This is a genomic window from Peribacillus sp. Aquil_B1 (assembly GCF_022603275.1).
Lineage (GTDB): Bacteria > Bacillota > Bacilli > Bacillales > DSM-1321 > Peribacillus.
The window spans coordinates 841,102-867,919 of the sequence record NZ_JAKXEE010000001.1 but is presented as its reverse complement, the minus strand read 5'-3'; the positions used below and the strand labels follow the sequence as shown (position 1 = coordinate 867,919).

At 35.7% G+C, this 26,818-nt stretch carries 25 protein-coding genes and 2 pseudogenes; 3 read left to right on the top strand and 24 right to left on the bottom strand.

What is annotated here, in order from left to right:
- Positions 1-138: 138 nt before the first annotated feature.
- The 7 genes and pseudogenes from MPH60_RS04270 to MPH60_RS04240 form a co-directional block, all read right to left on the bottom strand.
- Positions 139-378: a hypothetical protein gene (locus tag MPH60_RS04270; RefSeq protein WP_241589924.1), complete on the bottom strand. Its 240-nt coding sequence runs from the start codon at positions 376-378 to the stop codon at positions 139-141.
- A gap of 249 nt (positions 379-627) precedes the next feature.
- Positions 628-1,311 carry a hypothetical protein gene (locus tag MPH60_RS04265; protein ID WP_241593221.1) on the bottom strand — a complete coding sequence of 228 codons (684 nt, stop codon included), beginning with the start codon at positions 1,309-1,311 and terminating at the stop codon, positions 628-630.
- A gap of 175 nt (positions 1,312-1,486) precedes the next feature.
- A complete protein-coding gene (locus MPH60_RS04260) occupies positions 1,487-2,725 on the bottom strand; it encodes an MFS transporter (protein WP_241593222.1) in 1,239 nt (412 codons plus the stop codon).
- Between the two features lie 160 nt (positions 2,726-2,885).
- Positions 2,886-3,334 (bottom strand): annotated as a pseudogene (locus MPH60_RS04255) (nucleotidyltransferase family protein); the annotation flags it as partial.
- Between the two features lie 75 nt (positions 3,335-3,409).
- A complete protein-coding gene (locus MPH60_RS04250) occupies positions 3,410-4,114 on the bottom strand; it encodes a class I SAM-dependent methyltransferase (protein WP_241593224.1) in 705 nt (234 codons plus the stop codon).
- A 256-nt stretch (positions 4,115-4,370) separates the two neighbouring features.
- On the bottom strand, positions 4,371-5,588 hold the full coding sequence (locus MPH60_RS04245; RefSeq protein WP_241593226.1) for a translocation protein TolB: 1,218 nt from the start codon (positions 5,586-5,588) through the stop codon (positions 4,371-4,373).
- Positions 5,589-5,781: 193 nt separating this feature from the next.
- A complete protein-coding gene (locus tag MPH60_RS04240) occupies positions 5,782-6,813 on the bottom strand; it encodes a hypothetical protein (RefSeq protein ID WP_241593228.1) in 1,032 nt (343 codons plus the stop codon).
- Between the two features lie 190 nt (positions 6,814-7,003).
- Here MPH60_RS04240 and MPH60_RS04235 point away from each other — a divergent pair, with 190 nt between their 5' ends.
- Positions 7,004-7,462, top strand: coding sequence for a hypothetical protein (locus MPH60_RS04235; RefSeq protein ID WP_241593230.1), 459 nt, complete (start codon positions 7,004-7,006; stop codon positions 7,460-7,462).
- A 161-nt stretch (positions 7,463-7,623) separates the two neighbouring features.
- Here the strand turns inward: MPH60_RS04235 and spoIID are convergent, their stop codons facing one another.
- The 11 genes from spoIID to MPH60_RS04180 all read right to left on the bottom strand — a co-directional run bounded on the left by spoIID (position 7,624) and on the right by MPH60_RS04180 (position 19,578).
- Positions 7,624-8,664 carry a stage II sporulation protein D gene (spoIID, locus tag MPH60_RS04230; RefSeq protein ID WP_241593231.1) on the bottom strand — a complete coding sequence of 347 codons (1,041 nt, stop codon included), beginning with the start codon at positions 8,662-8,664 and terminating at the stop codon, positions 7,624-7,626.
- Between the two features lie 191 nt (positions 8,665-8,855).
- Positions 8,856-9,191: a hypothetical protein gene (locus tag MPH60_RS04225; protein ID WP_241593234.1), complete on the bottom strand. Its 336-nt coding sequence runs from the start codon at positions 9,189-9,191 to the stop codon at positions 8,856-8,858.
- A gap of 202 nt (positions 9,192-9,393) precedes the next feature.
- Positions 9,394-9,711 carry a hypothetical protein gene (locus tag MPH60_RS04220; RefSeq protein WP_241593236.1) on the bottom strand — a complete coding sequence of 106 codons (318 nt, stop codon included), beginning with the start codon at positions 9,709-9,711 and terminating at the stop codon, positions 9,394-9,396.
- A 143-nt stretch (positions 9,712-9,854) separates the two neighbouring features.
- The gene (locus MPH60_RS04215) at positions 9,855-10,286 is read right to left on the bottom strand and encodes a hypothetical protein (RefSeq protein WP_241593237.1); all 432 of its coding nucleotides are present in this window, start codon (positions 10,284-10,286) and stop codon (positions 9,855-9,857) included.
- A gap of 195 nt (positions 10,287-10,481) precedes the next feature.
- Positions 10,482-10,988, bottom strand: a complete 507-nt coding sequence (locus tag MPH60_RS04210) for a DUF4367 domain-containing protein (RefSeq protein ID WP_241593239.1) — start codon at positions 10,986-10,988, stop codon at positions 10,482-10,484.
- Positions 10,989-11,278: 290 nt separating this feature from the next.
- Complete coding sequence (locus MPH60_RS04205; protein ID WP_241593241.1) at positions 11,279-12,637, bottom strand: IS1182 family transposase; 1,359 nt, start codon at positions 12,635-12,637, stop codon at positions 11,279-11,281.
- Positions 12,638-12,937: 300 nt separating this feature from the next.
- Positions 12,938-13,144: a hypothetical protein gene (locus MPH60_RS04200; protein WP_241593243.1), complete on the bottom strand. Its 207-nt coding sequence runs from the start codon at positions 13,142-13,144 to the stop codon at positions 12,938-12,940.
- Between the two features lie 381 nt (positions 13,145-13,525).
- Positions 13,526-14,239: a hypothetical protein gene (locus tag MPH60_RS04195; RefSeq protein ID WP_241593245.1), complete on the bottom strand. Its 714-nt coding sequence runs from the start codon at positions 14,237-14,239 to the stop codon at positions 13,526-13,528.
- A complete protein-coding gene (locus MPH60_RS04190) occupies positions 14,239-15,912 on the bottom strand; it encodes a hypothetical protein (RefSeq protein WP_101222702.1) in 1,674 nt (557 codons plus the stop codon). The genes MPH60_RS04195 and MPH60_RS04190 overlap by 1 nt, the downstream gene beginning before the upstream one ends.
- Positions 15,912-18,284 (bottom strand): hypothetical protein, encoded by a 2,373-nt coding sequence (locus MPH60_RS04185; protein ID WP_241593250.1) that lies wholly within the window; start codon positions 18,282-18,284, stop codon positions 15,912-15,914. The genes MPH60_RS04190 and MPH60_RS04185 overlap by 1 nt, the downstream gene beginning before the upstream one ends.
- Before the next feature lie 13 nt (positions 18,285-18,297).
- Positions 18,298-19,578 (bottom strand): hypothetical protein, encoded by a 1,281-nt coding sequence (locus tag MPH60_RS04180; RefSeq protein WP_101222704.1) that lies wholly within the window; start codon positions 19,576-19,578, stop codon positions 18,298-18,300.
- Between the two features lie 919 nt (positions 19,579-20,497).
- On the opposite strand from MPH60_RS04180, the pseudogene MPH60_RS04175 reads away from it, so the two are divergent.
- A pseudogene (locus MPH60_RS04175) lies at positions 20,498-21,037 on the top strand (recombinase RarA); the annotation flags it as partial.
- 29 nt (positions 21,038-21,066) lie between these two features.
- Here MPH60_RS04175 and MPH60_RS04170 read toward each other — a convergent pair.
- The 5 genes from MPH60_RS04170 to MPH60_RS04150 form a co-directional block, all read right to left on the bottom strand.
- Positions 21,067-21,714, bottom strand: coding sequence for a DUF2642 domain-containing protein (locus tag MPH60_RS04170; RefSeq protein ID WP_241593252.1), 648 nt, complete (start codon positions 21,712-21,714; stop codon positions 21,067-21,069).
- 212 nt (positions 21,715-21,926) lie between these two features.
- Positions 21,927-22,889, bottom strand: coding sequence for a hypothetical protein (locus MPH60_RS04165; protein WP_241593254.1), 963 nt, complete (start codon positions 22,887-22,889; stop codon positions 21,927-21,929).
- A 384-nt stretch (positions 22,890-23,273) separates the two neighbouring features.
- Positions 23,274-23,966, bottom strand: coding sequence for an ABC transporter ATP-binding protein (locus tag MPH60_RS04160; RefSeq protein ID WP_241593256.1), 693 nt, complete (start codon positions 23,964-23,966; stop codon positions 23,274-23,276).
- Positions 23,963-24,340: a GntR family transcriptional regulator gene (locus MPH60_RS04155; RefSeq protein ID WP_241593258.1), complete on the bottom strand. Its 378-nt coding sequence runs from the start codon at positions 24,338-24,340 to the stop codon at positions 23,963-23,965. The genes MPH60_RS04160 and MPH60_RS04155 overlap by 4 nt, the downstream gene beginning before the upstream one ends.
- A gap of 3 nt (positions 24,341-24,343) precedes the next feature.
- The gene (locus MPH60_RS04150; RefSeq protein ID WP_241593259.1) at positions 24,344-25,129 is read right to left on the bottom strand and encodes a hypothetical protein; all 786 of its coding nucleotides are present in this window, start codon (positions 25,127-25,129) and stop codon (positions 24,344-24,346) included.
- 155 nt (positions 25,130-25,284) lie between these two features.
- Here MPH60_RS04150 and tagU point away from each other — a divergent pair, with 155 nt between their 5' ends.
- Complete coding sequence (gene tagU / locus MPH60_RS04145; protein WP_241593261.1) at positions 25,285-26,214, top strand: polyisoprenyl-teichoic acid--peptidoglycan teichoic acid transferase TagU; 930 nt, start codon at positions 25,285-25,287, stop codon at positions 26,212-26,214.
- Here the strand turns inward: tagU and MPH60_RS04140 are convergent.
- On the bottom strand, positions 26,200-26,382 hold the full coding sequence (locus MPH60_RS04140) for a hypothetical protein (RefSeq protein ID WP_241593263.1): 183 nt from the start codon (positions 26,380-26,382) through the stop codon (positions 26,200-26,202). The genes tagU and MPH60_RS04140 overlap by 15 nt on opposite strands.
- Positions 26,383-26,818: the final 436 nt, after the last annotated feature.

The window sequence follows — 26,818 nt, the reverse complement described above, 5'->3', positions numbered from 1 at the left end:
TCGCTAACGCACCCGTTAGTAGGTTAAGAAAAAGGCTGCCACAGCAACCTCAATTAATCAACTAAGCACCCGTTAGTTTAATTTTATAGAAATTTATAAGAATCCTCCTCCCCTTTTCCCTAGTTGATTGAGGAATACTTATGACAAAATTACTCCCATGGTAAAGATAAATGCACAGATTAATCCTAAAAGGAATATCAAGATTCTCCGTATTAACGTTGGGGAGAATTCATACGTAAGATCCAATATCACCTCAATCAGGCTAGAAGAATTACCTATATACATATCATCGATTTTCTTTTTATTTCCAAAGATGGCATACCCCATAAGAACATAACCCAGTATCGCAAAAATCGCTAAACTCACTTTTAACCACATTTTAATATCTCCTATAGTTGTTTTAATTCCACTCAGTAGTCAGTGCTTATTTTTCGTTATAGCCGCCTATCATTCCCCACTTAAATAGTGACTTGGCTAAATATATTGTCTTCAACAGTATATCACCTTGTTCAACTAACCTGCCCCTTTAGTTCCATAAGAAAAGAGCTGCCTTCAAACAGCTCCGATCTTCAGCTAACGCACCTGTAGTTAAATGAAGAAAAGTGCTAGCAGATGGGATTATCCCCTCTAAAGTTTATATTTTTTAAAAGTTTTATTTGGCGGAAGACCTACCGTTTCATCAGGCACATAACATTCTCTATCATGATAAGGCATTTCTAACTCTTCCCATTCAAAATTATCTTCAACACATTTGATGAATAAATCATATCCCTCGCCATCAGAAGGCATTAAACCTAATCTTGTTTCGTCATGCTTCAAGGCAACATCAATCGCCTCTCTTAATTCCAATAAAGCTGTTCGATTGGCAATAAGGTAAGCGTTGCTATGCCACATTTGTTGACCAAAAATATGGCACAAGGGCATAGGTTCATCCTCATCATAAAATCTATTGTTATATACATGGTTTAAATGTTCGAATACCTCTTCAGGACTATCTACATCTAAATAAACGTCCATGCCACTTTCCCAATACCGTTGTCCTCCGCCCCTAAACTGCGAAACAAAGTCATCATATAAATCATTGTTTTCCACAAACAAATATCTTTCCAAGTCATCTTCTAAATCCTCGAAATAATAACAGTGAATTTGTTTTTCATCCCTTTTATAAATAAAATGATAAAGATTACTTACCATTTTTTTACTCCCCGACAATTCAAAGTTATATTTCTTTGCCTTTTTAGGCTTTAATACTCCATTGACAAAAGGTGTCTCTGGAATATAAATAGCTGTAAATAGCTTTACATTAGCCATTTTTAATCACCTCTTAACATCTTATTATACCTTCATATCCTTAAGTAATCTGCCCTTTTAGTTGCATAAAGAAAAAGCTGCCTTAAAGACAGCTCTGATCCTAAGCTAAAGCACCCGTTAATTGATTAAGACTTATAGAGTTGACAACAAACTGCGAAACAAAAAAAACTATTAGTTAGAGTGTTTTTTGAGAACTAGGTATATCTTTACTGATGTATGAATTATCGATAATCTTAAAGTAAGGGAGTATTAATCCTAGTAAAGATACAGTACAAATAATAGATCCTATTAAAAAGTATAGTGGTCGTATTCCCCAAATTTCACTCAAAAAACTACCTGCGAGCACACCTAATGGCATAACACCTCTGATAATAAAAAGTCGGACAGAGGATACTTTACCCATTAATTCATTTGGCACAGTTTGCTGAAAAATAGTTATATTATGGACACCAAAGAATGCCATTACTATTCCGGCAATTACCTCAGTAATTAGGGCAAAAACGATACTATGGTTAAAACCTAACGAAATAAATGTTAAGCCCCCTATAACTAATGCTCCCAACATTAAAACTCTACGACTTTTATTTTTAATTTTCCCGACAAATATCGAACCAATTACATAGCCTAAAGGGAAACTTGCCATAAAATATCCATACTCGTCATAACTACCCGATAATTCATTTGTTATATAAGGAAGAGTTACAACCATTGTGACCCCTACTCCAAATTGAACAAAGGCCAAAAAGATTCCTAACCAAACAATAACCGGTTGTTTAAAGAAATAAGATATTCCTTCAATGAATTGTTCCAGCCAAGACTTTCGTACATTTTGAAAACTTCTTGTCTCCTGAATAAAAAGCAAAAGTGTACCACTTGTGATAAGTATTCCACAAACAAAAATAAGTGTCGGTATTACACCTGTATACTCTATAACGACTCCACCTAAAATTGGTGCAGAGAAAGTCATTAGTCTAACTGTGCCATCTATATAGGCATTAGCAGCACTTAATTGGTCTTTAGGAATAATAGTAGGTGTAATTGCTTGATTAGCAGGTGTATATATAGGAGTTATTAATCCTACTATAATTTGAACTACGAAAATATGCCAAGATTCGAGGTTTCCAACTACTAATGAAACAAGTGGTATAAAGAAGATTAACCCCCTAGTCCATTGAGAAACTATCATTATCCACTTTCGACTCCATTTATCAATAAAAGGACCAATGAATAATTGGAGGATAAGGGATGGTAAAAAATATAATAGCCACATACTCCCCAGTGCCATCGTGGAATTTGTAAGTTGATATATAAGAACTGAGTTACAAAAAGTACCGAAAGCCCCTCCTAATTCAGAGATAACATTACCTATCCATATAATAAGAAACTGACGGTTCTTTAATAAATTGTTACTCATCCATCATCACACCCTTTATATTCATCATAGATCCAAATATTAGGTCAATTGGTCGCCTCACTTTGCATTGTTACATCAGTTTATCATTTTTCTTATACAGCTAACCTGCCCCGATAGCCTAGAAGACAGCTCTGATTCTTAAGCTAATGCACCTGTTAGCTTAAGAAGAGGTTTTGATATGGTTAACTTTTAACTTTTTCCAAGTTGATTTCCAATTCTTTTTTGTTATGCGATCTTCGTAAATTTCTACTCGCTCTTTAGTCTCTTTAAAATAAGGTGTTGGTTTTACCTCTAAATTAATAACATCATGAATTCCACAAGGTGCTGTTAATATTACATTGTCATTTTCATCTAACTTTACTCCTAAAGCTGTTGCTGTTTCTGGAAACTTCGATATAGCATCTACAGACGAAGAATAAGGAGGCATATTACTTTTAACATGCATTCTCGCTTCATTCTTTACCGACCAAGGGATATTAGGTATAAGGGATTCTAGTTTTTTTCGATTTTCTTTTCTTCAAATTTATCAATATTTGTTGGATCAAAATAGATCACATCAATATCTGGAATAGATGTTCTTACGCTAAAATCGTGTAATACAACCCAGACCTAAAGCACCCGTTCGTTGTTCTATAAGGTTTATTTAAAAGAAAGGGACAACGTTTAACATTGTCCCTTTCTTTGTTACCCTTTTCTAATTTTTAACATCGAGTTAGCATTAGCCTGAAATTCATATGGCACTTTAACTTCTTCGACTGTACATCCATTATCAGCGAGATAACTTATTAATTTATCTAAATGCTCATAGCGTTTTCCTTCCAAATCAACTATAGGGAAAATACGAATTTCCTCTTTAGTAACTCTCAATAACTCATTTAGCGTTTCTATATGAAATTGGTAATCTAACCGGTCAGCATACATAAATAGAAAATGTGCAGAAAGAAGAATATCAAATTCTCCATCCTTAAACGGTAAAGAAGGCAAAGTAACAGGAACGTATCGGTCACTCGATTCCCTCGTATCCTTAACACAATCTTTTAAAGCATTCAAACGATGTTTTCTAAGAGCTTCTATATCTTCGAAATAAGTCCAAATATAATTACTTGTTACTTTTTGCATATGCTCCATAGCGTGTTCAATATCCTGAAGACCTTTATTTTTTAGGTCTTCACCCGAATGATAATACGCAATATCACAAGCTGTTACACTTAAACCTGATTTGTTACCAACAGCAGTAAAAGAACAAGCCCCTGCTGGACAATCCAGTATTTTTTTTCCCTTTAGTTCTTCTACCGAAAGAGAAAACATATCCAGATACTCTTCAAAGGTTCTCCCAATAAAAATAATTCTTTCTAAATCTAACTTTGTACTCTGCTCAACTCTGCTCAACTAAACTCACCTCTTATAATAAGAATTAAATTTATATTATCACAACCCATTGGAAAAATTGACCTTTTTACTTTTCCTTATACAACTAACCTGCCCCGATAGTTCTATAAGAAAATGCTATCTTAAAGACAGCTCCAATCGTCAGCTAACGCACCCGTTAGTTTAAGTACAAACCTTCACAATCTTGTTGATAAAATAATGAAAAAAGCGACCTTCGCCTTGAAGAATCGCAATTGTAACTTAATAAAATTCCGACTTAGTTTGGATCATAAAAGACTGGAGCTGAATCAACGTTCTTAATCCATAAATATTCTTGCCCACTAATACCATCTTTCACCCATACATCTCCCTGAAAATCCTCTGCCTTCCTTCGAAACAAAGTAAGATAAGATCTAACTACTTGAGGATCTTCGTCAAGTTCATTCTTCCTTGGAAACGAGATTTGTTTTTGCTCTCCTTTTCTTATGTTTATAGCGTAAAGTGATGTGAACATATTTGGTACAGGCCCTTCTTTCCACTCCTTGTTCTCTTTCGCACGAGCCACAATTACCAAATCTTTAGAGAACCATTCAAGATCGAGGTCTACAAATCCTTTAGGTGTGTATTCCTTTTGTTGTTTAGATGTTGGGATTTCAGCAATCGTCATCTTCTTGTTTTCAACGAAAAATCTTCCTTCTCCTGAAATATAGGCCAATTGATTGGCTAGAGGAGCCCACTTAAACCAGTCTTTAAACCCTAACATTTTTCCCACTGATTGAAAGTGTTTTCCTTGTGATGATAGGACACCTAACGTATTGCTATCCATTGACCAAGAAGCTGTAGGAACAATTAAAAAGCTAACCCACTTCCCATCAGAACTCCACTTAAAATAATCGGCATCAATCCCAAACAAATCAGGTTCTTTAGTTTGAATAGTGTAAAAAGGTTTTATTTTATCTTTAGCAAGTTTTGCATCTACTGGAATTCTATAAAGTGGGATTGGGCCCCATCCAGTAGGAAGTAAGCTGGATTGTGAAGCAACGATAAATTCTTTTCCGTTCGGAAACCATTCAAAACCACTAACCCCAAGTGAGACATTTTCAAAACCCTGTGGACGACCGTTCTTTGTTTTCGTAACGTTTAATAAACCTTGATCATTGTAAGCCAGTTGATTATTTATCGGCGACCATTTAAAGTCAGATGTTACGACCCTTACATAAGGTTGGTAGCTTTCTTTTTCCTTTGTATCATAAATGAATAAATCCGATTTTTCTCCCTTCTCATCACCATCAATATAACCAATAAACCGACCGTCATATGACCATTTTTGATTATACACATATCGATTCTTTGTAAGTTGTATTTCTTGATCTCCCTTTTTGATCCATAGTTGGTGGTCACGGATAAATGCAGCAGTAAGTGGAGCTTCTGCACTGGCAATTGTAGATAGATCAAAACAGAATAATATCAGCAGCAATAATATTCGAAATAACAAGATCATCCCTCCTTCTTTTAGGATGACCATATATGTTATCACGATTCTCATTTCGCAATTAGTATGCACCTTTTATTTAAAACCTTCTTCAGGTATCCTACCCCTTTAGTTCCATTAGAAAAGCTGCCTTAAAGACAGCTCCGATCTTCAGCTATAGCACCCGTTAATTCAACAAATAAATGTAAAATGATAGTTAGTTTTTAAGTTTATTCAGGTCAAATCTTGCTATTTCTTGACTTTCAATTGTTACAACCAAAAAAGCATCCAATGCATATTCTTTAAGTTCATCTAATTTTTCTTTTGAAGGTACAAGTAGTGGGACTTGGGAATTTTCTTCACTTACACCTAAATCGTAGTTAAGAGTATACTCACCCTTTTCGTCAGGCTTAAGAACAGATGAAAAAGAATGACCGAACCCTACACCACTCCCGTTATAATCGTCAGGATTATAAATATTGAATCCTATTACGTCTTCTGACACCGATTTTAATTTTTCTTTGGGTTCAATCTTAAGTTCAATTCCTTTATCAAATTCTCCAATACCTACTGTTTTATTACCAGTATTTTTAATGGTGAATTCATAAACTAAAGCTGTCGGTATCAGTTCATCTCCCTTTCTTTCTCCTTCAGTTTTCTTAATTGAACCAAGTAAACTTTTACCTTTAACAATATCAACATTCGCATCTTCTAGTTCCAGAGAAGGTTTTTCCTTTATATCCATAACCAATATATCGAATAATTTACCATCAATATAAACTAAGAGTGCCCATTTTCCTGCTTTTGGTAGCACGACATTCGAAGGCAAACTCGCATCTGCACCATTAATTTTACCACCACCGACACCAGTCCTAGACCAAACCCCATCACTTAAAACAGGACTTATATTTGAAGTATCTTGGTTGTAACCAACGATTGTTAATTTACCTTTATCAATCCCCCAAAAATGCCACAACCACTTTTCCACTTTATTTGGTTTTAATTCTGGTCCTATTATGCCCAGTTTATTTTTGTTTCCAACAATATCACTACTTGTACCTGTGCCAAATTCGGTAGCCGTCCTATCCCAATCTATCTTTTCAAAATCTTTTACTGTTACAAAATCAGGAATATCTTCAGGCAGACTGAGTTTATTTGGATTTTGAGGTTCTTGAACTTTGGTTGATGTACAACCACTTACAACAAATAAACACAAAAATAGTGCACCAAAAAGGCTTTTTATTTTCAAGAATTTTCAGCTCATTTCTATTTTTCTTATGATTATACCATTAATTCACAATCATTCAGAGTAGTTATATTATGTTTGCTTTTTCACTAACCTGACCCGTCAGTTGAATAAATACAAAAAAAGTATCAATACTAAATTTTATAAAACATTTCTGTACAGAGAGGATTGTATTATCATCAGAAAGTTACCTTTGTTCATCTTGCTTATTTCATTTTTCCTCCTAACTGGCTTCAATAGTGCAAATCAGATAGTAATATCAAATATTGAAACGACTATTATAAAAGCAGAGAATATTCTTCGTTATGATATTAAATTGAAAAATACAGGTACTACTCAAATTAAAAGTGAATTTGATTACCCCGGGCATCAACCTTACGGGCTTGAAGTAGTGATAAGACCTAATGAAGAGTTAGCAACTAAAATGGAAATGGATAATAGTAGCAAGTACAAAAAAATGATTTCAATGGGTGGCGGAAGTGAAGGATTCATCAATCCAGGGAAGGAAGGTTCATTTCACATTGAATACAAGATTAAAGAAGGTACAGACATAAAAGATATAGAAAAATTGGCTTTTGATTCTACCTTAATAATATTAGATGGTGTAAATATTGTTAAAGAATTTCCATTAGAAAAACCAAACGAAAATTAACTGTATAATACGCCTTAATATGACTTCAGATATTAAGGTTTTTTATTGTTTCCTTTCAAAACTCTTGTAGAACTATCCTGCCCCGTTAGTGCCATAAGAAAAAGAGCTGCCGAAGCAACTCTCTTATTGAAGTAATGCACCTTTTAGTAGAAGTGTATTTTTTACCTTTTTACATAAATTTTGTTTATAAAGGGATCAACAGAAGAAATGGTTACATCTTGATAATAATAATTTACAATATCCTTATAATTTTTACCCTCTTGTGCCAATCCGTTAGCACCATATTGACTCATACCTACACCGTGCCCATTACCCTTAGTATAAATAATGATCTTACTTCCATCCCTTTTAAATGTGAAATCGGATGAATTAAGTTTTAGCTTATCTCTGATCGTTTTCCCACTAAATTTCTTATCATTAATTTCAATAAGCTTTATACGATTCCCTGTTGATTTTGAGATAACCTTACCGATATTAACGTCATTATTCAAATTTATTCCCAGCAACTCTTCAAATTTAGATACTTGAATTGTTGTTTGGTATTGGAACTTAGGAGATTGTATGTCCCAAGGACTTTCAACGCTTTTTAGATATGGCGTTTTATTACCCCAATAATCCTCAGAATTCTCCGTATATCCATTACTGGTCGAAAAGAAAGAAGCATCAATTGGTTTCTCATCATAGGTTAAAATCTGACCTTTTGTAGCGTCAACTGCTTTCTGAATTTTAGAGATATTTGATTTGTAATTTTCTTGCCACTCATTAGCTAGTTCTTTTTTATTTTTATATACTTGATGGTATTGAATATTATCAGTTATATCAGTACCGTCTGGTAAATTAATTTTAGAATTAGAAAGCATTTGTTTAACTAAAAATGTTCTAGCTGCTAAAGATTGAGCCTTTAATGCCTCTAATTCAAAAGTAACTGGCATTTCTGAAGCAACAACACCTACAACATATTCTTCTAAAGGAATATTTTCAATTTCTTTAGTGTTTGTCCTATAGACTGACACGTCGAGGGATGGATTAGTCGAATTTTTATCATTTTTACTTTCTTTAGTGTCAGTTGAAGCAACAATATTCTGTTTTGTAGATGCTTGTTTCGGATTGTTTGAAAATGAAACTACTAAAAGAGAAGGTACTACTAAAATTACAGAAAATATTGTAAGAACTACCCACATTAATGGTTGAAATTTATTCATCATTCCTCCTTAAAAATAAATCACTTTTTTTAAGGATATGAATAATTCATTCATTATATTACCATCTATTGGAAATGGCGTATACGGTCAATAATGAACTAACCTGCCCCGTTAGTGCCATAAAGAAAAAACTGATGCCTTAAAGGCAGCTCCGTTCTTCAGCTAAAGCACCAAGTTTAAGACTTTGTAAACTAATCACCTATGGCAAATATATGTTTTTTTCGCTGTAACGCTTCTATGCAAAGAAACTTTAACTCTTTAGCAAAACGTCTAACTTTTTGTTCTTTGTCCTCCCCTGAGTATTTATTAATTACGCCATCACATATACCTATTAATTCATTAATCTCGTCTCTATACAATATCGTTTCACCATAAATATTAAGATTTAGAAGTAAACCAAACTCATTATTAGAGTCCTTTTCCTTACTTAAAAGATATGAGTGTATTCCCTCTTCAAATTCTACATATGTTTCTTCCTTATACGCTTCTTTATAGGTGTTAGCTAAAATGAAATTGATTCCACACATTTACTTCTTCCTGCCCTTCCTATTTCTAACTATTTTAGCAGATTGTACTCAAGTCCCTTATTGAACAAACCTTCCCCTATAGTTGCATAAGAAAAGGAGCTGCTGATCAGCCCCTGGTAATGAAGTAAAGCACCCGTTAGTTTAAGTACAATCCTTCACAATCTTACTAATTTGCCCGTTAGCCACTGGTAGTTCAACAAGATTATATTGTTTTAGTTCTATTTCTATATGGATATAGGACCGTATCGACCCAATTACGAAACACTTCATAGGCTTCTTCGTCTGTTTTAACGTTTCCTAAAAATACCCCCATAAAGTCATCATAATAATGTTCCTTGCCTCCAAATAACGCTTTAAATTCCTTGTCATTTTCAAAACCATCGAAAAATATATCCATTGTTTTATCTTGTCTTTCCCAAGCAATCGCCTCGATATAAGGAGTAAACTCATTTGTGTAATTGTCTATATGTAGGTGGTTACCAGTAAAATTTTCATTGCCAAAATATCCGTAGTCATTCATATCAAAGCCTCCTAATGATATCCCAGATTTATTATAGCCCTTGTTCAACTATCCTGCCCCTTTAGTTCCATAAGAAAAAGCTGCCTTAAAGACAGCCCCGATCTTCAGCTAACACACCCGTCAGTTCATTAAGGAATAGCAGTTTAATGGTATCGAAACCAAACAAACCATCCTTTTTCCTTACCTTTAGCTAAAAATATTTGACCTTGGGCTAAGTTAGCTCCAGGTGCTTTGGGAAAATCTAAACGTACAAGCCAGGATTTTTCAACAATTTCTTTGCCACAAAAGGTTTTTGCCATTCCAAAATAATCTTCTTCATCTTTAATGCCAACTGTTTTGGGAAAAGGTTTGGCAGTTACTACATCCCACTTAGTATATATGTCCGGAAAATCATCTAATTTCCCATAAGTTTTTGGTATTAAAGTATTTAACGCTTCTATTACCTCTTTTTTATCCTTAATCGATGTTTTCTCTAATTCACTTAACACAGGACATTCTTTAGGTTGTGCGTATCCTTGAATTGAACCAAAAAACAACATCGGAATGGTCATAATCAATATATATAGCATTTTCATAAAAATTCACCTCAGAAGTTATCTTTCCTCAATTTTAAGAAAAATAGTCCGATTTTTAGGTGTAATAGCTCAATTGTTATGTAACTAACCTGCCCCTTTAGTTCCATAAGAAACTCCTATGGCGGCGCTCCTCGCCGCCACCATGTCTTTAAGACAGCTCTGATCTTCAGCTAACGCACCCGTTAGTTCTATAAATTATTTCATTGATCTTGCAACTTCCAACATTTTATTCCTTGATACCCGTGAGCTCTCCATTTCTACATAAGTTCCTTCTTGTATCCAACGAAGTAAACCACCAGTAACAAGTTCTCCCTTTTTATCTAACTCACCACTATTACCCCATTCTACAAAAAAGCCTTTATTACCGTTTATATCTACTTGCTCTGCATTTATGTTCATTTCTTTATTAGAAGATTCCTTACTTTGCCCAATATGAATTAGCATATAATTATCGTCGCTATCCATATAGTGCAAGCTAAAATTAGTGATTTTATCTTTTTCATCCCAAGGGTATGTTTTTATTTCTAACGTCCAATCATTAGGAATATTTTGAGGAACAACTACTTTAAAATCAACTTTCCTCTTGATTTCAGAAATAGTTATACTATCGTGATTATATTTGATTTCTTTAGCTTGAACTATTAGTGGAATGTTTTGAAATAGAATAAATACAACTAATAAACGTATAAAAAGTAATTTCAATTTACTACCTCTTCCTGTTTGATTTTTACATAGGTAGTTTTTCCAATTTGATGTTTCTTATTAAACTAACCTGCCCCGTTAGTGCCATAAGAAAAAGGCTGCTTCAGCAACCTCCCTTATTGAAGTATTTAATCCATCAATCTATAAAACAAAAAAAGATTAGCTCATAGCTAATCTTTTCAGTTTGTAGACAAAAGGGGTTCGGAATTAAAAAATTCTGAACCCCTTTTGAAATCCCCTTTGAAATTTTGACCAAAGGTTAAGAGATTTGGGCTCTTCGAGCCACTATGTTAAGCCATTTTAGGACCTTGCCATGTCCAAGTGGCCATCTTCTTTAAATTAATGGCAGCGAAAGTAAGCATCGCTTGCATCGACAATTTTTTAAGTCCCCTTAAAGTAGTCCAACGCATACCATGCTTTTCTTTTGCATCTGCGAATACACGCTCAATCGTTTCTTTGCGTTTCGCATATATAGGTTTTACCTCTTGATGATGACGCAGATGATCTGCTTCTTCCACATATGCTTGCCAGATATGCCGTGTCACTACTTTTTGATGGTCTTTGCTTTCAGTACACCGTGATAAAAATGAGCATGTTGCACAAATTTGTTTTGGCGATTTGTACTCGCGATAGCCCTCTTTATTTGTTGTTGAGTACTTTAAAGTTTTTCCCGAAGGGCAAAGGTAACAATCAAAGTGTTCATCGTAAACATAGTCATGTTTGCGAAAGAATCCTTCTTTTGTACGAGGACGTGTATAGGGTAAAGCAGGTGTGATTTCTTTGTTAAATAGGTAGCTTGTAATCGCTGGTGTTTTATAAGCTGCATCTGCGGCAACTGCTTCTGGTTTTCCAACTTTCTCAATCACTTGCTCAACAAGTGGCTCCAAAATATGACTGTCATGTGTATTACCAGGTGTTACAATCGTTCCCAATACAAAACCGTTGCGGTCTGCGGCCGCATGGAATGAATAGGCAAACTGTTTTGTTCGTTCATCTTTCACATAGTAGCCACTCTCAGGATCCGTAGTACTTTCTTTAATTGCTTTGGTTTCTTCCTTATCAAATTTACCTGGTGGAAAAGGCTTCTTTCCATGGTTTTCACGATCTTGATTTATTTCATCTTGAAGACGTCCTTGATATGCTCGTGTTTCTTTGCGTACGATTTTCTTTTCAAATTTGCGCTTATTCGCATTGGCTTTCACATGTGTGGAATCGACGAATACGTGTTCAGCACTTATTAACTTTCTATCAGCAGCTGTCATTAAGATGCGATAGAAAATCTGTTCAAACAGGACTGTATCTTTAAAGCGTCGTTCATAATTTTTCCCGAACGTTGAGAAATGAGGTACTTTATCATGGAAACCATAGCCTAAGAACCAACGGTAAGCCATATTTGTTTCAACTTCTTCAATCGTTTTACGCATAGAACGAATACCGAAGGTATATTGAATGAATGTCAGTTTAACTAAAATAACTGGATCAATACTTGGGCGTCCTACCTCTGAATACATATCTATCACCAAATCATAAATGAAAGTGAAGTCAATGGAAGCCTCCATTTTACGAACCAAATGATTCGCCGGCACCAGTTGATCTAAAGTAATCATTTCAAGTTGATCTCGCTGAATAGAATTATGTTTCGAAAGCATCCTCATCACCTCAAGTTTTAATAGTTCTATTTTAAAACAAAAAAGACTGTAGGCAAAAGGAGTTTCCATCTAAAATTTTAAACATAGTTGATTGGAACGGAAGGTGCGAGACTCCTGCGGGAATAGCGAGTCTAAGGGAGACCCCACAGGCGCAATTGCGCCGAGGAGGCTCCCGGACCGCCCGCGGAAAGCGAGTGCCTGAAGTGGAAATCAACGTCCAAATTTGTACAAGCCAAAAAAAATGTAGACAAACTCGATTTTCATCGAGTTTGTCTACAGTCTGAAAAGATTAGCTCATAGCTAATCTTTTTTCTTAATGATAAATTCCCCTAATTTCCCCAATAAATGTAATGTGTAAATAATCATTAAGGCTCTGGCTACTACAAAGCCATCTATAGCTAAGTCATATCCGCCTCGTAATAAGGCTGAATCAGAAAACCAAAAATAAATTGATATTGCCAGAGGTATTAAGAGAAAAATCAAAGCTAGTTGAATTTTTTTATCCATAAGATCCCGCCTATTATATGTATTTTACAAATAATAGCATTATTTATGGAAAGAAAAAACTAAAAAGTGGAAATGTTTTACTATTAAAATGGCTTGTAAGGCATTTTAGTAAGAGGTAATATAAATACGTCAGAGGATATAATTCCGCTCACCAATGCACATCGTTTTTGGCATTTTACGATAGGTCTTATAATAGCACTCCTTATGGATAGTTCCATAATAAAAAGCTGCCTTAAAGGCAGCTCCGATCTTCAGCTAACGCACCCGTTAGTTTAAGTACAACCTTTCACAATCTTCCTAACCTGCCCCTTAGTTCAGCTTTTTTTTAAAAGCGTTTTTACTGGGTCTATAATCCCTAGTAAATAAGAATTTTCGGGTTGGTTATTGCTTGGGTTTCTTTTTCTTTAACCCCTTCCAGTGATCTAAAGGTGAATTATTAGGAGAGAATTCTTCTTTCGTGGTCTCACCTTTTTTCAATATTTCTTTTTCAGAATTTAAAAAACCTCTTAAATTATCTAGTTGTTCCATCGATTGTTGATTTACTTTATTAGCATTAGGAGAAATAATATTTTTCAGACCATATTTTTCTTGTAAGGATTCAGATTTACTTAGATGTGCAATTTCTGTAATTAGGTCTTGAAATCCCTTTAAATCTCTTTCAAGCTGTTTTACTTTGTCTTTTAATTTTAGGCGTTCCGTTTCACTCTCAATAAATTTTTCAAGGATATTGTGATGCGATACTTCACATACTGATAACTTCTTAATTAGCATTTCCTTCTGATGATAAAACTTTTCAACAAGACCGGTATAATTAGGTATTTGAATAAATTCATAATCTTTTATATCTGTTTTATAAGTTTTAATATCCCAATTAGCATTAGCTCTGTCTATAAAGACCCTACCATAATCCCCCCAAGTAAACCGATCATAAGTATGTGGGAATTTTTCAGGATTAATTTTATTCATTTTAACAGTAAATTCAACCATATCCTTAATTCTGATTTCTTTATGTGGCGTATCTTGTCTATACAGGTAAACTAATTCTTGCAACCTTTGTTCCGTCTCGGGATTATTCCACTTTCCAGGTCTGCCCATTAAGTCCTCCCCGGTTGAATTTTTAAATTTAATTTACTCAGATCTTCAATAAGGCTATTTATCGTTAATGCTTCCCTTTTAAATTCTTCATTGATTTCAGGGGAATAATTGCCATTACGAGTGAACTCCATTTCGTTAAATAACCGTTCTAAAACAAAAGTACGTTGCTTTATTTTTGATAACATTTCATTACCAATAGATTCGAGATAATCGATATTCTCATCAATTTCTTTTTCTGGAATCCAGTTTTTTGTGCAATACACACAATTATCCGACTCACATTCCATATTTTCATCCGTACAATATCCTAACTCTACTTTTTTACAGAAATCAAAATCATCTGGGTTTCGAAGGGATCTATTCCTAATATCTATCAACAATTGATAGGTGTTATCTCCAAACGTTACATCTTCATTAAAGCTATTTAAAACTGTGAGTTCGTAAACTTTTGATTGAGCATAAGAGTCCAAGTGCTTTTGATAATGGAATTGTGCTTCAACTGTTTTATGACCTGCCAACCTAGCAATTGTTAACCTGTTGAACCCTTGCAACATTAGAGTACATATGGAGTGGTGTCTTGTATCATTTGGATTCATCATTACCATCTCATTAGGATTTAGGGTAAAAACATTGTCTTCTTTTAATTTTTCTTTATATCGTTCCTTTTCTATAATTGTAAGCTTTTCCCTGATACTAAGCTCTTGATAAAACTCTTTTAATAAAGTATTAAATGAATCTTTATTGAATCTTTTAGGATTTATAGTTTTTGCAAATACATCCTTATGGTTTTTAGATTTCCGATAGGCAGGGTAAGAGAGAAGTGTGTGTGATTCCCCGTAGTCATTAGTCAGTTCAATATAGCTTGAAATTAAAGAATAGAGTTCTTCGTTTATTTCAATTTCATCTATTACTTGAAGTGCCTCGTGACCTTCATTCTTACTTCTAGGGAGCTTAATCTTAAATTTACCGTGTACTAAACAATTTCTACTTAGTGATAAGAATTCCCCAATTCTTAGAGGAATGACACTCGTTATCTTCCACCAGAGTAATATAGGAAAGAATTTGAATTGCTCCTCAGCACTCCATATTTTCCAATAATAGTTAAGGTAATGTGAAAATAGCAAGATGTCTTTGTATGGTGGTAGGGTTCTTATTTTAGTAAATCTGCCGAACTTTTTCGAAATACTTTCCAGTTCATTATAAAATAATTCACTATTCTCCGCAGAAGAGTAATCTAAAAAATTCATTGTTGCGTTTATCGCTTTGTATTTAAGTGATTCCGCAAATCCATTAATAATATCCTCAAGATTATCTAAATATTTCTCGTTAAGTGTCTCTGTTTTTTCTAAAAAAGACTGAACCAAAAATATTTTGTCCTTAACCGTATTGTTTTCCAACTTCGGGGCTAAACCTAATATCCAGCATTTAACCATTAATAAGACATTTCTATCAATAACATCTAAAAATCTAAGGTTTATATAACCTGTGCTAAAAGACTTTTCCATCTTCCAAACATTTTCTTCAAAGTCTCCTGATACTATACGATTTTGTTCTACGAACATTTGATAAGTAAATATTGCATTATCTAATGTATCTTGAAGATTGTATGTGTCTTCAGATTCTATATCAAGTATGTCTTCTTCCAAAAAAGCAAAAGACTGGCTAATTTTCATCACCCACTTATGGCTATTAATTTTTGTTCGAAAGCTTCTTCCCCACCAGGATAAAAGGACCAAACATATTCTTCTCCGTATGAGTTTATAGCTTCTGATAATACATCAAGCAATCGTGTAATAAATTTCAATTCCCTTTTCTTTGGTATTTCCAATGTTAAACCATTATATTTATCAAGACGCTTCAATAAGTCAGTGAATATCTCTGTAATTGCATAGATATTAGGGATAGAAAAACCGCATCCATTACACGGATAATTTTGAGAATTTTTATTCTTTGGACAATTATTATACATACCACATTGTATATGTTCAGCCCGGGATGGCATTTCTCTCAGATACAACTTTTTAGCAAACTCCATTGCCTCTTCTTGAGATAATTGAAGCATATGCCATGCAAGTGAATGTTGTTCAGTTATTCTTTCATTTAAAAAACCAATAGTTGCTTCAATTTCGACTGGTGGCAGTAATCTTTGAAGTTTCGCTATACTACTTGTTCTTTCTTCAAGCGTTTGTTTATTAGAAGATAATACATCATGCAATTGGTCATATAAAAAACCAAAATCCCCCCTATCAAATAGCTGCCTTGTAATTCCCCTATCTTCAACAGCAATGTATTCTTTAGTTATTTCAGATAGATGATCTCTAATGGCTTGTGCTACTTCAAATGCTGAATTTCCTTTGCCTTCTCGACTCTGTATTGAATAAAATAAGTGTGTCATTAATGTTGAGTTAGCCTTTCTATTTTTAAACTCTAATTTGACTAAATCATCATTACTTCTAAAAAATTTTTTCAGAAGGTATATACTGACATCATTATCTTTTGTACCAAAAAATATAAGACTTGCTCGATTAGTTTTTCTTCTATGGAACTCGCAAATACATAACGCTGAAGCCATTGTTGGAACTAAGCTAGGATTACACACAAAAGTTCGATCTGCTCTTGATTTATTATGAATCATATTTTTATAAAGAGTTATTTGATTTATTATTAATTGACCTTGAGGTAATGTAAGGTGATATGAATAAAACCAATTTATATCAAATACACCAATGGCTTCTGGAGATATTGCAGGAACATTTGAAACATCACTTGCCCTCCAGCTGTTTGTTAAATGTATTAAAATATACAGCCAGATGGAAGCATATTTTTCATCCCTGATAGCTAAAAGTTGGTGTTTTTCAAAGTCCTTAGCGTGTAAGTAAATTGTTTTCCAGTCCTCAAAGTTATAATTTTCTTTTTTGGTTTTTGGAGTTAAGTACTCGTTTCTTGGATTTGGGATATCTTTTATTCTATATTTAGTTACCCTTACAGATTTAACAAACTTTAGAAATCGGTATAGAAACTGTTTCGCATTAAGCAACTCACAAGATGCCAATAACTTAAAGGCCTCTCCGTTGTGATAATAAAAAACTTCCTTATGAACTTCAAAATATACTATATGTCTTAAAGTATTAATTAAAGCAGGAACTGAACCTTTACTTATGGATTTAAAAGAGGCATTACTTCTTGATAGAAGATCTTGTGCGTAACGTTTGAATAATATATAAGTCTGTGTTAAATGAGAAGGTATGTTAATATCCTCTTTTTCTAAAATAAATATAAAATATTCATGGGGGTCAGATGGTGCAGAGGTGATAGTATTTGTGCTTCTTAGATTATTCTCTTTGTACCTTTGTACTTCTTCTCTTTGATAAAAATATTTGATAATTCGTTTACCGTTCCCTAATATATCCAAGAAGTAATAACACCAACGAGGGACATCTATTTTTGTTAGAGTGATAGGAGGTGCAGCAAGGTCAAGATACGTACATACTTCTTCCCTGGTTATATACTTCTCACTATATTCTTTAGCGAGAAGTATATAATATTTAACCTCTCTCTTGTTAAACAACCATACAGGACCAGAAGGGTTATTATTTGGTTCTACATAATCATCAAAAAGTTGAGTAAACGTTCCGCGTTTACACCCATCCCGTATATGTGCAGCATTTGCCGGAATTATTTTAGTCAATTGAGGAATGGTGTAGTAATTCGTATAAGTATGTATCAATTTTTCGATGTGTTTTCTGTTGATGTAAGTTTTCCTTTTATACCTAAACTGAAACGGTGGAGTAGTCAGGGAATTTATTTTATTTCTAATTGACTGTCTATCACTGAGGCCTGTGATATTTTTAAGTTCATCGTGTGTTATGTAGTTTTCATTCAAATTTTGAAAGAAATTATCGACGGAATACTTTGAGTAGCGTTCTTCTCCAATTTTCCAAATAAGTTTAATTTCAACCAAAAGATCAAAGGTATAAACGTTTTCAGGGGAAAGCCCAATTTTATTACACACTTGTTCTTTTGAGTAACTTGTTGTTTCTGACATTCTATCACGCCCTCTAATCATTAAATTCAAAGGTATATAATGCTTCTAATCCTTCTTCTTTCTCTTGAAGAATTTTAAATTTACTTAAATATCTTAATGCAACACCAGTACTTTTATCCCTTCTCCATAGCGCAAGTTGTTCCGGACTTTTTGCTTTCCTTGCCATCAGATTCGTATAAATTCCTCGTCCAATGTGTGTGTCCCATTCATGTAAGTTTAAAAAAGTGTAATGGGGATTCTTCTCATCTTCTAATCTCTTTAAAAAAAGGTTTTTAAGTCGCATAAACCGTTTTTCAAATACATCGCCTGACATAGGATTATTATTTTGGTCTAAAAATAAGGCATTAAATTTGTTTTTATCACCAACTTCATTTAGGAGTGAAAAATGATTCTTTACTAGTAAAGGAAACAATGATGTGAGTTGTATTTCTTGCGTGGGATATTCTGATGTATCACCTTTTGGATATGTTTTTTCAGTATTTCTTAATCTAAGCCAAAAGTGCTGTTTACGACTCAATGAAAGGCTACATCCTCTTGCTCCATACTCCCCTTTTAGTATTAAATCGGACCTTGAGACATTGGTAACCTCTCCAGCTCTGAGGCCTCCAAAAAATTCAAAATAAACTGCTAAAGCAATCATTTGGATCTCTTTATTACTACTTTCTAATGCAGTTTTAAGAAACAACATTATTAACTTGTCATTAGGAAATGCCGTTATTTTTATTGGTTTATTTTTAGAATTATCATCGCCAGGTAGTGAAAAGCCATTTTCGGAGAAAATTGAAATATTGGCTAAATCACTTTTTTGATACCCGAGAAATTCGTTTGCTACAAAGGAGGGTAATATTTTTCTTTTGGCAAGATAAATATAAAAGCTAAATATATAATCTGCATCTTTTTTGAGGGTCTGAGATGAACGATAACGACCAGCATTTTCAATTTCTGATTCTTTCCGTTTCCGTCTTTCATATTTTGTTGTTTTCTTATAGTTAAGATAATCTACTACATGATTGATTCTGAACTGTTTAAACTCTGATAATCTATACGTTTCATAGTTATCAATTAATAACCAGTTTAAAAATCTCTTAATAGATTCTGCTGCTGCCTTTTGAGTATTATAATTATTATCTCTTTTTGCATATATAGTGCGGATAAAATCAGTAACTGGGTGTGGCTTAAAGAAGTGACTGCTTTTTTCCTTCACAACAATTGTTGCATATTCAACAATATACCCATTTCCTATATCTGTATTTGCTTTTACAACTGCAAATGTTAATCCCGCATTAGGATTCATTCTTCACTTCCTCTCACCCCTAGGGTAGTAAATGTTAAAGATTGTTAAATTAAAAAAATGCTAAAAGGTCTGGAGTTAGTTGGGGTATATATTCTTGTGTTCCTCGATAAATTCGGAGAACTGGTCATAAAAGCTTCATGCTATAGCCCTCTCCATAGACTTTCTACCCATAGGAATTACGCTTGGATCGACAGCATGATTTTCGCACTCGGAGATCTACGCCTGTAGATGTGACACCGCAAAACGTTACTGAGCCGTTATTGATCTTTGTCTGTAGATTACTTTAATCGCTGCTTATCTACAGTGTTTTGCCACGTCTGGCGGGCTTCTAAAGCTTCGAAAGCAGCTAGTATGAGTATCTTTGCTTTCTTTCTTCGTTTTACCCGCTCACTCCCCCCTTAGAGGATTTAAATCTTCATTAAGATCTTAGCTCACAATATATAAGACAGTGACACATACCCAAAGTCATCATATTAAACAATCATTTTTAGCCAGAAAGGTTGCCCTTATGTCAATGCTTGTATTGAAAAGCTAAATTAGCTATTTCAATTTATTGAAGGTTGGTATAACCGAAAAATAATTCATAGCAGCTTAGGACATAAAATTCCACGCCATTTAAGATCAAATTAGAAATACAGCTTAGAGATTTATATTTTCGTATCCAAAATATTGACTCAAATCCAGTCCTCGAACTTCGTTCTGCGGAGTGCTGCTCGCACCGAGACTTTGTCCTCTTAAAACACAAAAAATAATATTAGATTAACCTCCAGAATGTGTTTCTTATTTTTATATGTACTAACTATTTTATTTAATAAATCTCATAATTTAAAAATATGTGATAAATCAATTATAGTATTTAACCGTTTATTTATCAATATTTAAATTCTGAATATTAAAATTAATCGAATAAATCTCATAGGTGTCTATATATCAAAAATCAATTCGCGGCAGTGATGTGGATGCAGCCCTTCATTATTTGGGGCGCTTGGTCGAAGCCGGCGATCTTGTCAGCATTGCCCGCCGCATGGTGGTCATTGCCTACGAAGACATAGGTCTTGCCAATCCGCAGGCTGGTCCCAGGGCCCTCGCTGCTGTTGAAGCCGCTGAACGGCTCGGTTTTCCTGAAGCCCGGATCCCACTTGCCAACTCCGTGATCGAGTTATGCCTATCACCTAAATCGAATACGGCCATTACCGCAATTGATGCGGCTCTTTCCGACATTCGCAGCGGCCATAGTGGAGATGTACCGGATCATCTTAAGGATGCCCATTACAAAGGGGCCGCTGAACTCGGACGCGGCATCGGCTACCTTTATCCGCATGACTACGAGAATGGCTGGGTGAAGCAGCAATACTTACCGGACAAACTGCGCAGAAAAAAATACTACAAACCGAAAAAGAGCGGGAAATTTGAACAAGCCCTTGCCTCGGTCTATGAAAATATCGAGAGAAAGAAATAACTCCGGGTCACTTTAGACCCGGAGTTTCTTTATTGTGGGAAATGAAAACTTTTTACATGCCTCATGTTGACAAAAATCGCCTCCCCTTGAGCATTCACCATCTCAATGATGCCATCTTTCACCGCACTGATCATCCCGATATTCTGCGGATGCATTCCCAAGTCGAGCACCACCAGTTTATTGGTTAACTTTTTCACTTGTTCCTCCAATGTCCTGGCCCAGCTTAAAGATGAAACCTGTGCCAGCTGGTCCCCTTTATTCAAACCAAAAGGACCCTTTTCATCATCACAAACCGAAAGCCACTTCAAATGATCCATCGAGATGAACATCGTTTTGAATACTGGCGAATAAAAGACGAAATAGTTATTCATGATGCCCACGATATAACCATGAACCGAGTTTTTTTTCGTGAGCAGGATTTCAACAAACATCCCCTTCGCATTCATCAGTAATTTTCGGAACGATGTCTCATCGATCTCCGGCTCTCCTCCCGAACCAATCTCCTCATCGATCATAGGAAAAGAAAAATTCTTAATGTGCCGGAATGGAACGTAACGGTACACTTTACCAGTATATAAAACGATGATGTCCGAGTTTGCTTCAATTAAAGTCCCCGTTTCATGTATATTCCCTAAGAGCTCCAGTTCCATATACTGGCCTATATGTTTTGCTAACAAGCTTCGCTTCCCCCTTTCTATTAAAATCAACCAAACAGAATGGTTGCTTGGCCATTTTAAAAGCATTTGAACAAAAACTTTTGAAAATGAAAAAACAAATTAAAATGGTGTAACGGATCCCAATGGATACATCTTGGGCAATAACGGCATGTCCACCTTCCATAAGAAGGCACAACAACTCGATTTTGGTTGCTGTACCTGTTTGGTTTTCTTTACCGGATATTTTGATTTGAAGCTTTGATTAAGTTCTCAATCCAAATTTGCTTGAATGCATTTGCACGAGGACTTCTCCGCCTTCCAGATTTTTCATCTGAGCTTGAGCTTGAAGAGCTTTCATATGAAGAACTGCTTTCGTCTGATGAAGAGCTTTCGTCTGATGAAGAGCTTTCTTCTGATGAACTGCTTTCATCTTTTTTACTTCCGTTTGCTGAATTTGCGTTTGATTCACCTCCGTCTGACGAACCACCATCTTCGGATTTTTCACCTGATTCCTCTTCAGCTTCTTCCTCTACCTGCACAGTTAAGGCCACGAATTGGACATGATCAGTTGTCACATAAAATAATTCTTGATTATGCACAACGATAAGGTACGTATCAGCCACTTCCATCAGGATACCCTCAACCCTCTCAGGTCCACCAGCAAAAACGGATACCCAATTGTGGACTAAGCGATTTAGTATGCCATTGAGCGTAGCAGTTCCGTTATAGACAAATTCAGGAAATAACTGATCGTCTGAGAGTTCAATCACTGTTACACTTTTAATATGGGAAATCGGGTATAAAACAAGCCCATCTTTCTCCGTGGATAAAACTAAAAATTCATCTTTCACATCTACAACCCGGCCAACTTTAGATGCCGGACCGCCGCCATTCACTTGAATGCAGCTAGTTTGAAGAGATTCCAGCATTCCTAAAAAACTGGTCGGAAATACTATTTCTTCTTCCTCAGCCAATAAATCAACTTGTGAATTTTTCGCATTCGCAACAACTATTTTCAAATGATCCCTTGCGTAATAAACAAGTTGAGTTTGTTCATCTTTCCCTGTTTGTAAAACGATATAATCGCTTAATACTCCTATAAGCCTGCCTTCTCTAGAATCAGGCCCGCCTTTAAACACCCTCACCGATTTTCCTGTTAAAGCATCAAGGTACGGTAAACCAACAGTCTCTGCCATTTTTCCTTTAGCCTCCAATAGTTATTTATACTTTAATGATATCCGTACTGCATATATATGCGCCTGCTTTCCAATACGGACTCTGCTTATCACCCATTTTGTAGGAAATCGTCGTACGCCTAGAAATCCCCTTTTGAAAAATCACTTTTTCCATTCTATTCAACTTTTAAAAAAGGGCCTTACTTTTCAATAAAAAAACTCCGGAATTTTTTCCGGAGTTACATCAACAAATCTCTATATAGAATGAAATAGCCACACAGGAGCTTTGCCTGGAATTTGTCACGGTCATATACTGCTTGCCTGCGTTTAGTCAAGTTAGGATGGACAATTCCTTCATTCCCCCTTAACTGAAAAAAACTCCAAATGAAATTTTTAGCATGACATTTACCTATGTTTTTCCTTTAGCCACCCGATTACCGATTTCCCCCCGTTTTCGCGGAGATCTTCGGCTTCTTCCTTTCCAATGGCCTTTCCATCCTTGATTACGATCACCTCATCGAGGATGTTTTCGACTTCCTCAATTTCATGAGTCGCCATGATAACCATTTGCTTTTCAAAATCGATAGCAGATAGCAAGCTCCGTACAATCGAATCCCTGACCATAACGTCTAACCCTGAGAATGGTTCATCCAATAATACGACCGGTGCCTCCCGAGAAAGGGCTAGCACTAATTTAAGCCTTCCCCGATTACCTTTCGACATCGTACGGACCTTCTTCCGGACATCCAATTTCATGGTTGCCAGCATTTCAATTGCCTTATCCCGATTAAAATCACGAAACTGCGAAGCATGAAAATCAATATACTGACCTGCCGTAAAATTGGGATAGAAAAAATCAAGCTCTGTCAGATAAGAAACAACAGAAGCTGTCCTCCTGCATACCGGCATCCCAGCGACCGTCACCTCACCATGATCCGGTTTCGCGAGACCCACAATCAGTTTGAGCAATGTTGACTTACCGCTTCCATTGGCTCCTAACACCCCATAAATCTTCCCCACTTCAAATGTGAGTGATACACCATCAAGGGCAGCAATGCTTCCATACTTTTTCGATACATCATGCAGCTCAACCTTCATTCCGCATCCCCCTGCTTCTTCAAAAACTGCTGTACCGCTGTCAGCATTTCTTCTCTCGACAAGCCAATTTCTTTCATGTTCTCAACGAATGTCTCAATAACTTCCGTCCGGATCCGGGTACGCAGTGAAGCAATCAGCGCCGGATCATTTTTCACGAATGTACCTTGCCCCCTTCTCGTCTCCACAATTCCATCCCTCTCCATTTCGGTATAAGTACGCTGTATCGTATTCGGATTGACACCCATTTCGACAGCCATATCGCGGACCGATGGCAACTTATCCCCACTCTTTATCTCACCCCGTACAATTGAATAACAAATTCGATCGGCAACCTGTAAATAAATCGGTTTTGAAGCATGAAAATCCTCTGGCATCCTTTACACCTCAATCTTTCGATCCAGCAGCCAACATGAAGCAAGGAACAATATCACTAATCCAATAACATCCAACCCGCTTGTCAAAAGCGAAATATTTCCCCCGCTTTCTAAATAAAACTCCAACTTGGATTGAGACAAGCGAAACGACGAACCGCTAAAAGCTGGTACAGCCCATATATCATCCAGTTTCGAATATAGCATTGTATGGCCAACCCAATTTTTCAATATAACCGTTCCTATAAACAGAAGAAAAACTAACAGCCAACGAATATTTTTAATAAGTTGAATCCTTGCGAGTGCATGATACACTACCCATAAAAACATCATAAGCACAGCTATGACAATACTAACCGCCGTCATAACCCCACCAACCTGTAACAGGCCTAGCAACTCCATATGTTCCAGCTGAAAGTCTTGCTGGAAATAACTAGTTGGTACCCTAAAAGCCACAAAAACTAAACAGCACGCAAATAAGATGGAAATACCCTGAAACAGAACACTTGACAATAATTTACTTCCAAGCAACATCGCTGCAGACTGGGGATTGTAAATCCACAATTGTGTCTTCCCTTCATAATTCAAACATCCAAGAATCAAAGAGAACATTATAAATGGTTGCAAGATCATGATTACCCATGTAGACATATAAAAAACACCAGCAACTTCCCAATACCTGGATATTAAAAAAGAAATAAACACAAATCCAACTTGCGAAACCAACAACCACAAAAGTGTGAATTTCCCAATCAACCACTCCTTTAGCACTAAACCTTTAAATGAATTCAATTTTTCCAACCCCTTAAGAATTGTTCTAGTTACATAGTACACAGTTACACCAAAATATGTCAAAGGTATTATAAAATAGCAAAATATACTATTATTTTATGATGAAATTAAATATAATAGATTAAGTGGTTACAAAAAGAGGAAGGAAGTAAACTATGAGACATGAAAAGAAGAAGAAAAAGAAACGGACATGGCTGAAGGTAGTCGGGATAATTGTCCTACTTTTTATATTAGCAGGGGGAGCTTTTGCCTACTCGGTATGGAATTCACTGACAAAAACCGTTGATACGATGCATACACCAATAGACCGTACCACCGATAAACGAACGAAGGACCTTGCACTATCAGATCAGGAGCCATTCTCGATGCTCATGCTCGGTGTCGATGAACGTGATGGCGACAAAGGCCGTTCAGATACTATGATCGTCTTGACAGTCAATCCACAAAATAAATCAGTCAAAATGCTAAGCATTCCGCGTGATACACGGACCGAGATCGTCGGTCATGGGACACAGGATAAAATCAACCATGCATTTGCCTTCGGCGGCGCGAAAATGTCCATGGATACCGTTGAAAACTTCCTAGATATCCCTATCGACTATTATATGAAAATCAATATGGAAGGCTTTAAGGATATCGTTGACGCAGTCGGCGGTGTGACCGTACAAAATGATCTGGATTTCACTTATGAAGGCGTCCATTTCGCAAAGGGAAGCATTAATCTTAATGGAGAAGATGCGCTTAAATATTCGCGAATGAGGTATGATGATCCGAATGGTGATTATGGCCGTCAATCCAGACAACGTTCCATCATCGAGGCTGTCATCAAGGAAGGCGCTAGCCTTTCATCTCTAACGAAATACGATGATGTCTTCGATGCTTTAAGTAAAAATATCCAGACGAATTTGACGTTTGATGACATGATGGACATCCAAAAGAACTACAGGGATGCAAGCAAAAGCATAACACAAGCAACCATTCCAGGAAATGGAACGAAAATCGACGGAGTCTACTATAATATCGTGTCGGATGAAGAAAAAGAAAAGGTTCAATCCGAATTAAAAGAACAATTATCCATCAAATAAGAAAAAATGGAAGAGCTGTCCGGACCCGCATCCCGACAGCTTTTTCATTTTCCCCGTCCAATAATCTGACAAAAAACGAACACCAATTGTAGAGATTTGTTGGAATTTTTGTTGTTTATTAGGCACTAAAAGACGGTATAATCTAATATGAGCTGACAGTTCCATCATCCCCTTGCCCCTATAATCACTTGACACTATCATTCACTGGACCCGGAATTCCATCAACCGTCTTTCATCAACTATAATAAATAATCCTAAACCAAAGGAGTGGATTTGTATGAAAATCAAAGCAGGCAGCTGGGCTATGCTAAGCAAACAGGACAAAATGTTTATTCTGAAAGCCATCAGTGATCGATCAAGAATGAAATATGTTTCATGAGAAGTGGGTCTTTTCGGCAATACATGAGAGCATCGCCTCTCCCTTTTCAATAAAACGAACTCGAGCCCGAAAAAGGAGAGGAATCTATTTAAAACGATAATCCCATAACAAACTGCATTCGCCTTTTTCCTTTACGACATAGCAATTTTGTTCCAAAATAAACACCCTATAGCGAGATTTGAAGACCTGTGTAGCTCTGGTATTTCATAGGCCGATTTATGCTGC

What these genes read in the sequence shown, in the direction of transcription:
- tagU (WP_241593261.1), top strand. Translation starts at nt 25,285, where the DNA reads ATGAGACATGAAAAGAAGAAGAAAAAGAAACGGACATGGCTGAAGGTA.
- MPH60_RS04200 (WP_241593243.1), bottom strand. Translation starts at nt 13,144, where the DNA reads ATGGATAAAAAAATTCAACTAGCTTTGATTTTTCTCTTAATACCTCTG.
- MPH60_RS04190 (WP_101222702.1), bottom strand. Translation starts at nt 15,912, where the DNA reads ATGAAAATTAGCCAGTCTTTTGCTTTTTTGGAAGAAGACATACTTGAT.
- MPH60_RS04215 (WP_241593237.1), bottom strand. Translation starts at nt 10,286, where the DNA reads ATGAAAATGCTATATATATTGATTATGACCATTCCGATGTTGTTTTTT.
- MPH60_RS04225 (WP_241593234.1), bottom strand. Translation starts at nt 9,191, where the DNA reads ATGTGTGGAATCAATTTCATTTTAGCTAACACCTATAAAGAAGCGTAT.
- spoIID (WP_241593231.1), bottom strand. Translation starts at nt 8,664, where the DNA reads ATGAATAAATTTCAACCATTAATGTGGGTAGTTCTTACAATATTTTCT.
- MPH60_RS04220 (WP_241593236.1), bottom strand. Translation starts at nt 9,711, where the DNA reads ATGAATGACTACGGATATTTTGGCAATGAAAATTTTACTGGTAACCAC.
- MPH60_RS04265 (WP_241593221.1), bottom strand. Translation starts at nt 1,311, where the DNA reads ATGGCTAATGTAAAGCTATTTACAGCTATTTATATTCCAGAGACACCT.
- MPH60_RS04205 (WP_241593241.1), bottom strand. Translation starts at nt 12,637, where the DNA reads ATGCTTTCGAAACATAATTCTATTCAGCGAGATCAACTTGAAATGATT.
- MPH60_RS04140 (WP_241593263.1), bottom strand. Translation starts at nt 26,382, where the DNA reads ATGATGGAACTGTCAGCTCATATTAGATTATACCGTCTTTTAGTGCCT.
- MPH60_RS04160 (WP_241593256.1), bottom strand. Translation starts at nt 23,966, where the DNA reads ATGAAGGTTGAGCTGCATGATGTATCGAAAAAGTATGGAAGCATTGCT.
- MPH60_RS04165 (WP_241593254.1), bottom strand. Translation starts at nt 22,889, where the DNA reads ATGGCAGAGACTGTTGGTTTACCGTACCTTGATGCTTTAACAGGAAAA.
- MPH60_RS04185 (WP_241593250.1), bottom strand. Translation starts at nt 18,284, where the DNA reads ATGTCAGAAACAACAAGTTACTCAAAAGAACAAGTGTGTAATAAAATT.
- MPH60_RS04180 (WP_101222704.1), bottom strand. Translation starts at nt 19,578, where the DNA reads ATGAATCCTAATGCGGGATTAACATTTGCAGTTGTAAAAGCAAATACA.
- MPH60_RS04195 (WP_241593245.1), bottom strand. Translation starts at nt 14,239, where the DNA reads ATGGGCAGACCTGGAAAGTGGAATAATCCCGAGACGGAACAAAGGTTG.
- MPH60_RS04155 (WP_241593258.1), bottom strand. Translation starts at nt 24,340, where the DNA reads ATGCCAGAGGATTTTCATGCTTCAAAACCGATTTATTTACAGGTTGCC.
- MPH60_RS04260 (WP_241593222.1), bottom strand. Translation starts at nt 2,725, where the DNA reads ATGAGTAACAATTTATTAAAGAACCGTCAGTTTCTTATTATATGGATA.
- MPH60_RS04270 (WP_241589924.1), bottom strand. Translation starts at nt 378, where the DNA reads ATGTGGTTAAAAGTGAGTTTAGCGATTTTTGCGATACTGGGTTATGTT.